The organism is Thetidibacter halocola, from assembly GCF_018224955.1.
GTDB lineage: Bacteria > Pseudomonadota > Alphaproteobacteria > Rhodobacterales > Rhodobacteraceae > Thetidibacter > Thetidibacter halocola.
On sequence record NZ_JAGTUU010000004.1, the window covers coordinates 308,115 to 320,786 of the forward strand.

Here is a 12,672-nt window from a genome sequence, read left to right on the forward strand (position 1 = left end):
GGCAGTCTCCCTGTTCTGCTTCTGCCGCCAATAGAACGCCCTTCGCCCGCCCGATGCAACCGGGGTATCAGTGCAGGCCCTCGGCCCCGTGTTTCAGGATGACCGGCACGATCAGGTCTTCCTCGTCCTCGAGATGCCGGTGCAGCAGGCGTTCGAAAGACAGCAGTTCCTTGCGGAAGGGCCCCGGCTCTCCGCCTTGCAGGACGGCGTTGGCGGACTCGGTGAAGCGCGCCAGCAACCCGTCCATCGCGTGATGATCCTTGTCGAGAATGGCAAAGCCGGTTTCCAGCCTTGCCTCGCGGCGGGCGAGGACAGGGAAGTAGTGCGCGTCCTCGATCTGGTGATGGCCGTGCAACTGCCCGACCAGCATCCCGCCATAGCGCGACAGCCGCGCCCGCATCGCCTGCGGGTCGATCTTGCGATCCTGCCCGGCCTCGGCATCCTCGCGAAGCGCCTCGGTCAGGCGGCGGAACATCAGGTGCCGGTCCAGCCAGAACTCCACCAGCCCGGCAAAGTTGCGGTGGCTTTCCCACATGTCGCGCGGGAATTGTTCCAGCAGGACGCGCAGGGCGTCGGGCAGGCGGTCGCGGGCGCGCAGGGCGTTGTCCTGGGTCATGGCGCGCAAGGTGGCACGGCGCCGGGTGATGTCAACGGTCCGTGTGCCGCCCCGGAATCGCCACAGTTTCGACGCAATTCACCGCTATGCAGACTGGACGGTGAAAGAAGGCACCGCAGACCCTGTCCCGGCCCCTCCAGAAGGTTCCGGTGGGACCGACCGTCGCCCGCGGCACGATCGCAAGGCGATGGCCCCTGTGACAAGGACTGTGCCGATGCGTTACCTGATCGCCGAGACCAGCTGGACCATGATGAACATCGCGCGGCGACTGGTCGAGGATGGCAGCCTGCTGACACGCACCGACCGCCCCGAGGACATCGCGCATTACCTGCGCCTGGGAGAGATCGACGCCGTGGTGCTCGAAGGCGGCGCGACCGTCTCGAATGGTCTGTCGCTGGCGGCGTTGCGCGCGATCTGCGGGTCGGTGCCGGTGGTGCTGATCGCCGACAGGGCGCAACGATCCCAGATCGCCGAATGGCTGGCCGCAGGCGCCGACACGGTGATATCCGCCAGCACCGATCCGACAGAGATCTCGGCCCGGATCCTCGCCGTGGCGCGGCGGGCGCATGGCTGTTCCAGCCCCACGCTGACCTTTGGCCCGCTGCACCTGGACCTGGCGCGGCGGCGCGCGCAGCTGGACGGCGCCTGGCTGCACCTGACGCCCAAGGTCTACGAGATCCTGGAATTCATGGCGCTGCGCGCCGGCACGCTGGTGACGCGCGACGCGCTGCTCAGCCATGTCTACGGGCTGGAGGGGGAGCCCGACGCCCGAGTCTTCGACGTCTACATGTGCACGCTGCGCGGACACCTGAAGGCGGCCGGCGAAGCGGTCCAGATCCAGACCATGCGCGGCGAGGGCTTCCGCTTTGTCGCGGAGGGCGGTGCGGCGGAGGCCGCCTAGGGATAGACCTCGGCCACGTCGTAAAGCACCGGCTCGAAGCTGCGGCACAACTCGGCGATGCGGCGGTTGCGGTCACGCATCTCGTCCGAGCGCAGCATCGCCAGGAAATCCTCGCGCCGGCGCCATTGCGAGTAATTGGCGATGCGCGTCTGCGCGTCGTTCACGTGCAGCCCGGCCGCGATGAAGCCGGGCTGTTTCGAGATGAACTCGGCATAGGCGGCACGCAGCGCGTCCAGCAGGTCCTGGCAAGTGCCGGGGCTGGTCTCGAACGTGGTGATGACGGTCTGGTGACCGCTGTCGGGCGTGATCTCGGGCATGGCGGGACTCCTCCTGACATCCACTCTGCCACGGCTTGCGACTGTGGCCAAACCCCAGCATCGCGCAGATCGTCACGGGCGCGGGGTGCGGAAATCCTTGACAGTCGGGCGGGCTGACGGCCAAAACCGGCCCAAGTGCCGCGCAAGTCGGCCGAATAACGCAGCAAGGCACAAGCAGGCAGTCAGGACCGACATGAGCAGTTCCAGCCAGCGGATCGAGGACTCGCTTCGCGAGACGATCATCGCCCGCCCCGACATCATCCTGGATGACCGCGACCTGATGCAGGCCCTGATCGCCGCGAACGAGCGGTCGATGGGCGGGAACATCATCGACCTGCGCGGTATCGCGATGGAACGGCTCGAGGCGAGGCTGGACCGGCTGGAGGACACCCATCGCAGCGTGATCGCCGCCGCCTACGAGAACCTCGCCGGCACCAACCAGGTGCACCGCGCCATTCTGCGGATGCTGGACCCGATCGAGTTCGAGCCCTTCCTGCGCGACCTCGGCGGCGACGTCGCCGAGATCCTGCGCGTCGATGCGATGCGGCTGGTGCTGGAAAGCAACGCCGAGGATGGCGCACGCACGGTGCAGCGCCTGGGCAAGGTGCTGTCGGTAGCCGAGCAGGGCTTTGTCGCACGCTACCTCAGCGCGGGCGGCCAAGCCCCGCTGCGGCAGGTCACGCTGCGCCAGGTGCAGACCGGCGATGCCCGCATCTACGGCGACCGCGCTGCCTGGATCCGCTCCGAGGCCTGCCTGAAACTCGATTTCGGCCCGGGCCGCCTGCCCGGCATGCTGGTCATGGGCGCCGAGGACCCGCACCAGTTCACGCCGCAGCAGGGCACCGACTTGCTGGCCTTCTTCGCAGGCGTGTTCGAGCGGACGATGCGCCGCTGGCTGAGCTGAACGCTGCCTGAACCGACCCTGGGGGGACGTGGCAAGAGGAGGCCGCGCCCATGACGCTGGACATATCGCCTGCCGCACGCGATGCGCTGGCCCGCTGGCTGGATTCCCAGCGTGCCCTGAAGGGCGCGAGCCCGAACACGATCGACGCCTATCGCGGCGACGTCCTGGATTTCATCGTCTTCCTGACGCTGCACCATGCCGAACCCCAGGGGCTTGCGCCACTGGCGCGGGTGACGACCTCGGACATGCGGGGCTGGATGGCGCGGCTGCGGATGGGCGGAGCATCCTCGCGCAGCGTCGCGCGCAAACTGTCGGCGGTGAAAAGCTTCTACCGCTGGCTGGCCGAGCGCGAGGGGTATGAACCCACGGCGGTCCTGTCGGCCCGCGCACCGAAGTTCCAGAAGAAGCTGCCCCGCCCGCTGACCGAGGACGCGGCGCGCGCCATGATCGGCACGGTCGAGACACAGGCCCGCGACAGCTGGATCGGGGCGCGGGACGCGGCGGTGGTAACGCTGCTTTACGGTTGCGGGCTGCGCATCTCGGAGGCGCTGGGGCTGACCGGTCGCGCCTGGCCCTTTGGCGACAGCCTGCGCATCCTCGGCAAGGGCGGCAAGGAACGGATCGTGCCGGTGCTGCCCGTCGCGCGCCGCGCGGTCGAGACCTACCTGCGGCTCTGCCCCTACCCGGTGGAACCCGACGCGCCGCTGTTCCGGGGCGCGCGCGGCGGGCCGCTGAACCCGCGGCTGATCCAGAAGGTGACGGAGCAGGCGCGGATGCAGCTGGGCCTGCCCGCCTCGGCCACGCCGCACGCGATGCGCCACAGCTTTGCAACGCATCTGCTGGCGGCGGGCGGCGATCTGCGGGCGATCCAGGAATTGCTGGGCCATGCCTCGCTTTCGACGACGCAGGCCTATACGGCGGTTGACCAGGTCCACCTGATGCGCGTCTATGACGCCTGCCATCCGAAGGCATGACCGCACCGGCGACGCGCGGCCTTCCAACCATAACCCCCCGGACAGGAGATCCCCGATGATGCAGCTTTTCCACTCTCCCATCTCGCCCTTCGTGCGCAAGGTGATGGTGGTTCTGCACGAGACCGACCAGCTTGGCGATGTCGAGTTGAAAAGCGTGTCGACCACCGTGCTGGCCTCGGACCCAACGCTGATCGCGGCCAACCCGCTGGCCAAGCTGCCGACCCTGCTGCGCCCCGATGGTCCGGCGCTGTATGACAGCCGCGTGATCTGCCGCTTTCTCGATGACCGCGGTAAGGGCGGGCTCTATCCCGCGGCACGGCTCTGGGACACGCTGACGTTGGAGGCGACGGGCGATGCGATCATGGAGGCCGGTCTGGCCATCGTCTACGAAAAGCGCCTGCGCCCGGCCGAGATCCAGTTCCAGCCACTGATGGACGCACATTGGGGCAAGGCCGACCGCGCCATAGAGGTGCTGAACGCGCGCTGGATGAGCCATCTGCACGGACCGCTCGATTGCGGCCAGATCGCCGTGGCCTGCGCGCTGGGCTATCTCGACTTCCGCATGCCCGAGCGCGACTGGCGCACGGGCCGCGATGCCCTGGCCGCCTGGTATTCCGAGTTCTGCAAGCGTCCGGCGATGCAGGCAACGGCCCCGGTCGGCTGACGCCAGTGACCTGCAGGGGCGGGGCCGTGCGCCCCGCCCGACCCGTCAGAAGTTCAGTGACAGGCCGATGTTGAGCGCGTTGGTCTTGATGTCGGTCGAGAAGCTGCCGCCATTGTCCAGGTCGCCCTCGTTCCAGGAATACGTGAACTGGTATTCCCCGAAGACCGACAGGCGGTCGGTGAGCGGATAGCTTGCCCCGGCGGTCAGCCGCATGGCCGGGCCGGTCAGCTGGAAGCCATAGGTGCGCGAATTGGCCGCCGTGTTGGTGGCGTCGACATGCGGAAAGGCGACGCCCACGCCCCCGCCGACATAGGGTGTGAGGCCGCCCCATTGATCGGGAAAGCGGCGCATCAGGTTGACGGTGGCGATGTTGTGGCCGTCCGACAATTCGAACCGTGAAAAGCCCAGCCGATTCTGCACGTCATCAGGCATGTAGGCCTTGGTATGGGTGTATTCGATCCCGTAACCCCAATCGCCGCCACCGCGCCACCACGTCGCCCGCGCGCCGTAATAGGGTGGCATCGAGAAGGACTTGCCCTCCCAGCCGACGAGCTCGTTGTAGGGGCCGAGGCCCCCTGGCAGATCCCCCGATATGCGGCTGTGCGGCAGGGTCTGCCAGCCCATGTAGATCGACACTTCCATCTCGGCCGCGGCGGGCAGAGCGGCGGCTGTGGACAGGGCTGTGGCGAGAATCAGGGAACGCATCGAGGCAGTGCTCCGTGGCTTTGTGGGGTGACATAATCATCGCAGGGGGGCGGTTTCAACCGCGACACTTCCGCACTTTGCCGCATGTTGCCGCTTTGCGCGCTGGACGGGCCGGGGGGACACCGCTAAATAGCGGCCCGATGGTCACCCGGGGCGGTGGCCCCCAATTCTTTCCCGGCCGGTCAACGGCCCCGAGCAATGGAGAAATTCGTGTCACACGCAGACGATCACGAAGGAACCCGGAGGGACTTCCTCTATTATGCCACCGCAGGGGCCGGCGTCGTCGCGACGGGCGCCGCTGTCTGGCCGCTGGTGAACCAGATGAACCCCTCCGCCGACGTGCGCGCGCTGTCGACCATCCGCGTCGACGTCTCGGGCGTCGCTGAAGGCACGCAGCTGACGGTGAAGTGGCTGGGCAAGCCGGTCTTCATCCGCCGCCGCACCGCCGAGGAGATCGAGCTGGGCCGCTCCGTGTCGCTGGACGACCTGACGATCGACAATGAGGCGCGCAATGCCAACCTGCCCGACGGCACGCCCGGCACGGACGAGAATCGCACGCTGGACGAAGCCGGCGAATGGCTGGTGATGATGGGCGTCTGCACCCATCTGGGCTGCGTGCCGCTGGGCAACGGCTCGGGCGAGTACAGCGGCTGGTTCTGCCCCTGCCACGGCTCGCATTACGACACGGCGGGCCGCATCCGCAAAGGCCCCGCCCCGCAGAACCTGCCGGTCCCGCCGGCGGAATTCGTAGACGAAACAACCATCCTGCTGGGATAAGGAGACGCGCGAATGTCCGGTATTCCACACGACCATTACGAACCTTCGACAGGTGGCGAGAAGTGGCTGCACAAGCGGCTTCCGATCGTCGGCCTGTTGTACGACACCATCATGATCCCCACGCCCAAGAACCTGAACTGGATGTGGATCTGGGGCATCGTGCTGACCTTCTGCCTGGCGTTGCAGATCATCACCGGCATCGTGCTGGTCATGCACTACACGCCGCATGTCGATATGGCTTTTGCCAGCGTCGAGCACATCATGCGCAACGTGAACGGCGGCTACATGCTGCGGTATCTGCACTCGAACGGCGCCTCGCTGTTCTTCATCGCGGTCTATGCCCACATCTTCCGCGGCCTCTACTACGGCTCCTACAAGGCGCCGCGCGAGGTCACCTGGATCATCGGCATGCTCATCTATCTCTGCATGATGGGCACCGCCTTCATGGGCTACGTGCTGCCCTGGGGCCAGATGTCGTTCTGGGGCGCTACGGTGATCACCGGCCTGTTCGGCGCGATCCCCTTCATCGGCGAGCCGATCCAGACCTGGCTGCTGGGCGGACCGGCGGTGGACAACGCCACGCTGAACCGCTTCTTCTCGCTGCACTACCTGCTGCCCTTCGTGATCGCCGCGCTGGTCGCGGTGCATATCTGGGCCTTCCACACCACGGGCAACAACAACCCGACCGGTGTCGAAGTGCGCCGCACGTCCAAGGCTGACGCGCAGAAGGACACGGTTCCGTTCTGGCCCTACTACGTCATCAAGGACCTGTTTGCCCTGGCGGTGATCCTGGCGGTCTTCTTCGCCATCGTCGGCTTCATGCCGAACTACCTGGGCCACCCCGACAACTACATCGAGGCCAACCCGCTGGCGACGCCCGCGCATATCGTGCCGGAATGGTATTTCCTGCCCTTCTACGCGATCCTGCGCGCCTTCACCTCCGAAGTCTGGGTGGTGCAGATCGCGTCCTTCGTGACCGGCGGCATCATCGACGCCAAGTTCTTCGGTGTTCTGGCGATGTTCGGCGCAATCGCGGTGATGGCGCTGGCACCCTGGCTGGACACCTCGTCGGTGCGATCGGGCCGCTATCGCCCGATGTTCAAGTGGTGGTTCTGGCTGCTGGTCGTCGACTTCTTCGTGCTGATGTGGCTTGGCGCCATGCCCGCGGAAGAGCCCTACGCCACCTTCTCGCTGATCGCCTCGGCCTATTGGTTCGCCTACTTCCTGGTGATCCTGCCGCTGCTCGGCGTGATCGAAAAGCCGCTGCCGCAGCCCGACACGATCGAGGCCGATTTCGAGGCGCACTATCCCTCGAATGCCGGCGGCAAGCCTGTCGTCAACCCGGCCGAATAAGACTGAAGGACAGTTCGATATGATCAGGAAACTCACCTTCACGGCCCTTACGGCCCTGACGCTCTCGGCCGTCGGCGCCTTTGCCGCCGGATCCGAAGCCCATGTCGAGGATTTCGACTTCTCGTTCGAGGGGCCCTTCGGCACCTTCGACCAGGCGCAGCTCCAGCGCGGCCTTCAGGTCTACACCGAGGTCTGCTCTGCCTGCCATGGCCTGAGATACGTGCCGATCCGCACCCTCGCGGACGAAGGCGGCCCGCATTTCACCGAGGACCAGGTCCGCGCCTATGCCGAGCAGAACTTCGAGATCTTCGATGCCGAGCTTGACGACTTCCGTCCGGCCCGTCCAACCGACCACTTCCCCCACGTGACCTCGGCCGGCGCACCGGACCTGTCGCTGATGGCAAAGGCCCGCGCGGGCTTTCACGGGCCCTACGGTCTGGGCCTGAACCAGCTGTTCAAGGGCATCGGCGGCGCGGAATACATCGCGTCGCTGCTCACCGGCTATACCGGCGAGGAAAAGGAAGAAGCCGGGACCATCCTCTATGAGAACACCGCCTTCCCGGGCGGCTGGATCTCGATGGCGCCGCCGCTTTATGGCGACGACGTGGAATACGCCGACGGCCATTCAACCGACCTCGAGCATATCGCCGAGGACGTGGCCGCCTTCCTGATGTGGACGGCGGAACCCAAGATGATGGCGCGGAAAGAGGCCGGTTTTACCGGCGTCCTGTTCCTCGTGATCCTTTCGGTGCTGCTGTATCTGACCAACAAGCGCCTCTGGAAGCCGCTCAAGCACAAGGCCTGAGCCGTCGCACAGGACACAAAGGAAAGCCCCGCCGATCCGGCGGGGCTTTTTCGTTTCGGCGACCGGCGCGCTCGCCGGTCGGGGTCAGTGTCCGCCCTCCCCGAGGTAGGCGCGCAGCGCCGGTGGCGGGTCTGCGAACAGGCGTTCGGTTTCCACTGGTGGCGCAGCGATGCCGTCGGCCACCAGCACCACCGCCTCGGCAAAGCGGCGCGCGTCGCCCGCGTCATGCGTCACCATAAGCACCAGTGCGCCCAGCTGCGCCGCCACGTCCCGTACAAGCTCCAGCATCTCGGCCTTGAGCGCCGGGCCCAGCGCGGCAAACGGCTCGTCCAACAGCAGGATGGGCCGTTCCTGCAACAGCACCCGCGCCAGTGCTGCGCGGCTCTGCTGGCCGCCAGAGAGTGTGCCAGGGCGGCGATCCTGCATCCCCTCCAGCCCCACACGCGCCAGCGCCGCAGCGATCCTTGCGATACCGGCCGCATCCGGGCGCCGACCATCCGGTCGCAGGGCCAACCCAAGGTTGCGGGCCAGTGTCAGGTGCGGAAACAGGTTGCCGTCCTGGAACAGGATCGAGACCGGGCGGCGCTCCGGCGGCAGGCCGGTCAGATCCTGCCCGTCCCACAGGATGCGTCCCCGCTCCAGCGGGCGGAACCCGGCGATGGCGTCCAGCAGCGTCGACTTCCCCGCCCCCGACGGGCCCAGAACCGCCACGCGCCGCCCGGGCTGAACCGCCCAGTCCGCCGCCAGCGTCGCGCCCCCCATGTCGATCGTCACGCCCTCAAGCCGCAGCACCCGCACGCCCTCCCCTGTCGAAGGCCCAGAACAGGCCAAAGCTGAGTACCAGCAGCAGCAGGGCGGCGCCCGCCGCCGCCTCCATCCGATAGGCGCCCATCAGGCGATAGACCTGCAAGGGCAGCGTCGCGCGCTCGGGGTCGGCGAACAACGCAATCACGCCGAGATCGCCCATGGCCAGCGCCGCCACCAGCCCGCCCGCGAAGCCCAGCGGCCGGCGCAGGCGGGGCAGCAGGACCAGCCGCAGCCAGGCCATCGGCGTCAGTCTAAGGGTGGCACGCAGGCGGCCGTAATCGGCGCGGATCGCCTCGACCTCGGGCGCCACGATGCGCAGCGCAAAGGGCAGCGCCATCAGCGCGTTCACCAGCGCCGTCACCGGCAGCGCCATGGAAAACGGGTTCACGAAGGGCCGCAACATCAGAAACAGCCCTGTCCCCAGCACCAGCGGCGAGATCGCGATGGCCATCAACGACCATAGCGCCCCGCGCGCCCCGGCCAGCGCCAGCGTCCACGAAAGGCACAGCGCGGTCGAGGCCAGCGCCAGCAGCACCGAATGCCCCGCCGCAGCCCATGTCTGCGGCCCCAGCTGCGCCAGGCCTGGCAAGCCGCGCCAGACCACAAGACCCAGCGGCAGCAGCAGAAAACCCGCAGCCGCCACCAGCCAGGCGGTGTCGCAGGCCCGGCCATGCGCCACGGTCAGCGGCAGTGCCCGGTCCAGCCCGGCGCCGAACCCCGCACCTTGCGCCAGACGCCACGCCACCAGCCCCGCACCCAGGCCCAGCGCCAGTTGCATCAGCGCCAGCGCCGCCGCCCGGCCCAGGTCGAAATCGAAACGCACCGCCTGGTAGATCGCCAGTTCCACCGTCGTCGCCCGCGGCCCTCCGCCCAGCGTCAGCGCCACGGCAAAGCTGGTCAGGCAGATGACGAAGATCACCGCAAAGGCGCCGGGCAGCAGCCGCAGGATCAGCGGCGCCTCCAGAACCATGAACCGCGCTCGTGGGGTCAGCCCCAGCGAGGCTGCCAGCCGCAGCCGCTCGGCCGGGATGGCCAGCCAGCCCTGCAACAGGATCCGTGTCGCCAGCGGCAGGTTGAAGAAGACATGCGCCAGCACGACGCCGTGCAGACCGTAGATGTCCAGCCTGGGCAAGCCCAGCGCCGACAGCGCGCCGTTCAGCAGCCCGTTCTGCCCGAACACCGCCAGAAGCCCCATGACCGCCACGATGACCGGCAGGATGAAGGGCGCGCCTAGCAGCGCGATCAGAAACCCGCGCCCGGCAAAGCGCCGGCGCGCCAGCGCGCGCGCCACCGGCACCGCCAGAATGCAGGCAAAGAGCGCCGACAGCAGCGCCTGACAGACGGTAAAGCGCAGCGCCTGCCAGTCGCCGGGGCCCAGCGCGGCCAGCCCCTCGGCCCGGACCAACACCGCCGCGACCGGCCCCAGCGTCAGCGCCGCCAGGGCCGTTGCAGCGATTACTGCGACAGTGCGCTGCGCCATGCCTCGATGGCCTCGTCCCTTAGGCCTGCGGCCTCGTCCTCGGAGTAGAACAGCACCTTTTCCGGCAAGTCGAGCTGCTGGAAGCCCTCGGGCCACTTGTCCTTTGGCAGCGCCGCCGGGATCGACCAGTTGCCGGTGGCAATCATCGACTGGAAGTCCTCGGACAGGATGAAGGCCATGAACTGGTCGGCCAACTCGGGATTGTCGGTTCCCGCCAGCTTTGCCGCGAGTTCGACCATGAAATAATGTCCCTCGGGGAAGATCGCGGCCTTCTTGGTCTCATCACCCTCGGCGATGATGTGATAGGCCGGCGAGGTCGTATAGCTCAGCACCATGTCGGCCTCGCCATCGGTGAACAGGCCATAGCTTTCCGACCAGCCGCGCGTCACGGTGACGATCTTCGGCGCCAGTTTCGCCCAGGCCTCCTGCGCCTCGTCGCCAAAGACCGCCCGCACCCACAGCACGAGAGCGAGGCCAGAGATCGAGCTGCGCGGGTCCTGGATCACCAACCGCAGGTCGTCGGGCGCCTCGAGCAGCGCGGCAAAGCTGGCGGGCGGGTTGGCCACGCGGGTCGTGTCATAGACAAAGGCCGTGTGGCCGTAGTTGAATGGCAGGAAAACCTCGTCCGTCCAGTCGATGGGCAATGTCAGCGGCGCAAGATCGACGCCGTGCGGGGCGAAGAGGCCCGACTCGCGCGCCTGCTTCGTGACGTCGGTGTTCAGACCGATGACCACGTCGGCCTCGGTCCGCGCGCCCTCCAGCAGGATGCGCGGCAGCAGGTCGCCGGGCCGCCATTGCAGGTCGCAATCGCATTGCGCCTCGAAAAGCTCTTCGATCTTCGGGCCGGGGCCCCATTCCGAGGTGAAATAGTCAGGTGCATAGACCGTCAGCGTGCCAGAGGCCGAGGCCGCCGTGGCTGTCAGGAATGCCGCTGCAAATGTGAGTGCCTTCATGGCCCTTCTCCATATCTGCGGCGTCGGGCAGGTATGGTCGGAGACCGCACAACCTTCCCTCCGCCGGTGTTAACCGGTTCAGGTTCGACGGGTTCGTCCGGCGTCACGGACATCTCAGGCGGCTGATGCGCCACCACCCCGAGGTGAGGCGCAAGCTAGGGCGAGAGCGGTGCGGCTTCAAGCGAAATCCCTTGAGGCCCCGCGCCCCCTGCCCTAACACCCAAGGCAAAGGAGACCGCGCCATGAGCCTGAACACCTACGGACATCTGTTTCGCGTCACCACCTGGGGCGAAAGCCATGGGCCGGCGCTGGGTGCAACCGTGGATGGCTGCCCGCCGGGGATCGCGGTGGACGAGGCGATGCTCCAGCACTGGATGGACAAGCGCAAGCCGGGCCAGAACAAGTATACGACCCAGCGGCGCGAGCCGGACGCCGTGCGCATCCTGTCGGGCGTGTTCGAGGGCCGGACGACCGGAACGCCGGTGCAGCTGATGATCGAGAACACCGATCAGCGGTCGAAGGATTACGGCGACATCGCCGAGAAATTCCGCCCAGGCCATGCCGACATCACCTACTGGCAGAAATACGGCATTCGCGATTATCGCGGCGGGGGTCGATCCTCGGCACGCGAGACGGCGGCACGTGTGGCGGCGGGCGGGCTGGCGCGCGCGGCACTGGCGGCGCTGGCGCCCTCGGTCGAGATCACGGGCTACATGGTGCAGATGGGGCCGCGCCGGGCCGAGCCTGCGCGCTACGACATGGCCGAGATCCCGCGCAACCCGTTCTGGTGCCCCGATCCGGTCGCGGCTGCGGACTGGGCCGAGTATCTCGACGCGCTGCGCAAGTCCGGAGACAGCGTGGGCGCGGTGATCGAGGTGGTGGCCCGCGGTGTTCCGGCCGGTCTGGGCGCCCCGATCTATGGCAAGCTGGATACCGATCTGGCCGCCGCGATGATGTCGATCAACGCGGTCAAGGGGGTCGAGATCGGCGATGGCATGGCCGCCGCCGCGCTGACCGGCACCGAGAATGCCGACGAGATCCGCATGGGCCCGGATGGGCCGGTCTATACCTCGAACCATGCGGGCGGAATCCTAGGCGGGATTTCCACCGGGCAGGAGGTGGTCGTGCGCTTTTCGGTCAAGCCGACCTCGTCAATCCTGACCTCGCGCCGCACGATCACCAGGTCCGGAGAGGATACCGATATCGTGACCAAGGGGCGTCACGATCCGTGCGTCGGCATCCGCGCCGTGCCGGTGGGCGAGGCCATGATGGCCTGCGTGATCCTCGATCACCTGCTGCTGCATCGCGGCCAGGTCGGCGCGGCAGGCGGGCGTATCGGGCCGGGCGCCTGAGACGCCCCGCCCTCGACCGGGCAGCCGGGCCAGGCCATGCTTGGTGGCCGTGGCGCGGTGCCAC

14 protein-coding genes and 1 riboswitch are annotated in these 12,672 nt (G+C 67.5%); of the genes, 8 read left to right on the plus strand and 6 right to left on the minus strand.

What is annotated here, in order from left to right; genetic code table 11:
* Positions 1 to 67 precede the first annotated feature (67 nt).
* The gene (locus KB874_RS11475) at positions 68 to 616 is read right to left on the minus strand and encodes a hemerythrin domain-containing protein (protein ID WP_212536679.1); all 549 of its coding nucleotides are present in this window, start codon (positions 614 to 616) and stop codon (positions 68 to 70) included.
* A 214-nt stretch (positions 617 to 830) separates the two neighbouring features.
* Between KB874_RS11475 and KB874_RS11480 the strand changes: the two genes are divergently transcribed.
* A complete protein-coding gene (locus KB874_RS11480; RefSeq protein WP_212536680.1) occupies positions 831 to 1,517 on the plus strand; it encodes a response regulator transcription factor in 687 nt (228 codons plus the stop codon).
* Here the strand turns inward: KB874_RS11480 and KB874_RS11485 are convergent.
* The gene (locus KB874_RS11485) at positions 1,514 to 1,834 is read right to left on the minus strand and encodes an antibiotic biosynthesis monooxygenase family protein (protein ID WP_212536681.1); all 321 of its coding nucleotides are present in this window, start codon (positions 1,832 to 1,834) and stop codon (positions 1,514 to 1,516) included. The two genes, KB874_RS11480 and KB874_RS11485, sit on opposite strands and share 4 nt — an antisense overlap.
* Before the next feature lie 193 nt (positions 1,835 to 2,027).
* Between KB874_RS11485 and KB874_RS11490 the strand changes: the two genes are divergently transcribed.
* From KB874_RS11490 to KB874_RS11500, 3 genes are read left to right on the plus strand one after another with little or no spacing between them, the layout of a single operon-like run.
* Positions 2,028 to 2,738: a DUF484 family protein gene (locus KB874_RS11490; protein ID WP_212536682.1), complete on the plus strand. Its 711-nt coding sequence runs from the start codon at positions 2,028 to 2,030 to the stop codon at positions 2,736 to 2,738.
* A 50-nt stretch (positions 2,739 to 2,788) separates the two neighbouring features.
* Positions 2,789 to 3,712 carry a tyrosine recombinase XerC gene (locus KB874_RS11495; RefSeq protein WP_212536683.1) on the plus strand — a complete coding sequence of 308 codons (924 nt, stop codon included), beginning with the start codon at positions 2,789 to 2,791 and terminating at the stop codon, positions 3,710 to 3,712.
* A gap of 58 nt (positions 3,713 to 3,770) precedes the next feature.
* Positions 3,771 to 4,376, plus strand: a complete 606-nt coding sequence (locus KB874_RS11500; protein WP_212536930.1) for a glutathione S-transferase — start codon at positions 3,771 to 3,773, stop codon at positions 4,374 to 4,376.
* Between the two features lie 45 nt (positions 4,377 to 4,421).
* Here KB874_RS11500 and KB874_RS11505 read toward each other — a convergent pair whose 3' ends face one another.
* Positions 4,422 to 5,081 carry an outer membrane protein gene (locus tag KB874_RS11505; protein WP_212536684.1) on the minus strand — a complete coding sequence of 220 codons (660 nt, stop codon included), beginning with the start codon at positions 5,079 to 5,081 and terminating at the stop codon, positions 4,422 to 4,424.
* A gap of 210 nt (positions 5,082 to 5,291) precedes the next feature.
* On the opposite strand from KB874_RS11505, the gene petA reads away from it, so the two are divergent.
* Genes petA through KB874_RS11520 form a run of 3 tightly spaced genes read left to right on the plus strand, consistent with a single transcriptional unit; the run spans position 5,292 to position 8,016 of the window.
* Positions 5,292 to 5,858, plus strand: coding sequence for a ubiquinol-cytochrome c reductase iron-sulfur subunit (gene petA, locus KB874_RS11510; RefSeq protein WP_212536685.1), 567 nt, complete (start codon positions 5,292 to 5,294; stop codon positions 5,856 to 5,858).
* Between the two features lie 12 nt (positions 5,859 to 5,870).
* Complete coding sequence (gene petB, locus KB874_RS11515; protein WP_212536686.1) at positions 5,871 to 7,211, plus strand: cytochrome b; 1,341 nt, start codon at positions 5,871 to 5,873, stop codon at positions 7,209 to 7,211.
* Positions 7,212 to 7,230: 19 nt separating this feature from the next.
* Positions 7,231 to 8,016, plus strand: a complete 786-nt coding sequence (locus tag KB874_RS11520) for a cytochrome c1 (protein ID WP_212536687.1) — start codon at positions 7,231 to 7,233, stop codon at positions 8,014 to 8,016.
* A gap of 84 nt (positions 8,017 to 8,100) precedes the next feature.
* On the opposite strand, the gene KB874_RS11525 is transcribed toward KB874_RS11520, so the two are convergent.
* Genes KB874_RS11525 through thiB form a run of 3 tightly spaced genes read right to left on the minus strand, consistent with a single transcriptional unit; the run spans position 8,101 to position 11,256 of the window.
* Positions 8,101 to 8,808, minus strand: coding sequence for a thiamine ABC transporter ATP-binding protein (locus KB874_RS11525; RefSeq protein WP_212536688.1), 708 nt, complete (start codon positions 8,806 to 8,808; stop codon positions 8,101 to 8,103).
* Entirely contained in the window at positions 8,795 to 10,303 is a 1,509-nt protein-coding gene (locus tag KB874_RS11530) for an ABC transporter permease family protein (protein ID WP_212536689.1), read from the minus strand. Before KB874_RS11530 ends, KB874_RS11525 begins: the two co-directional genes overlap by 14 nt.
* Positions 10,279 to 11,256: a thiamine ABC transporter substrate binding subunit gene (gene thiB / locus KB874_RS11535; RefSeq protein ID WP_212536690.1), complete on the minus strand. Its 978-nt coding sequence runs from the start codon at positions 11,254 to 11,256 to the stop codon at positions 10,279 to 10,281. Before thiB ends, KB874_RS11530 begins: the two co-directional genes overlap by 25 nt.
* 38 nt (positions 11,257 to 11,294) lie before the next feature.
* Positions 11,295 to 11,407, minus strand: a riboswitch (TPP riboswitch).
* 91 nt (positions 11,408 to 11,498) lie between these two features.
* Here thiB and aroC point away from each other — a divergent pair.
* Entirely contained in the window at positions 11,499 to 12,608 is a 1,110-nt protein-coding gene (aroC, locus tag KB874_RS11540; protein WP_212536691.1) for a chorismate synthase, read from the plus strand.
* Positions 12,609 to 12,672: the final 64 nt, after the last annotated feature.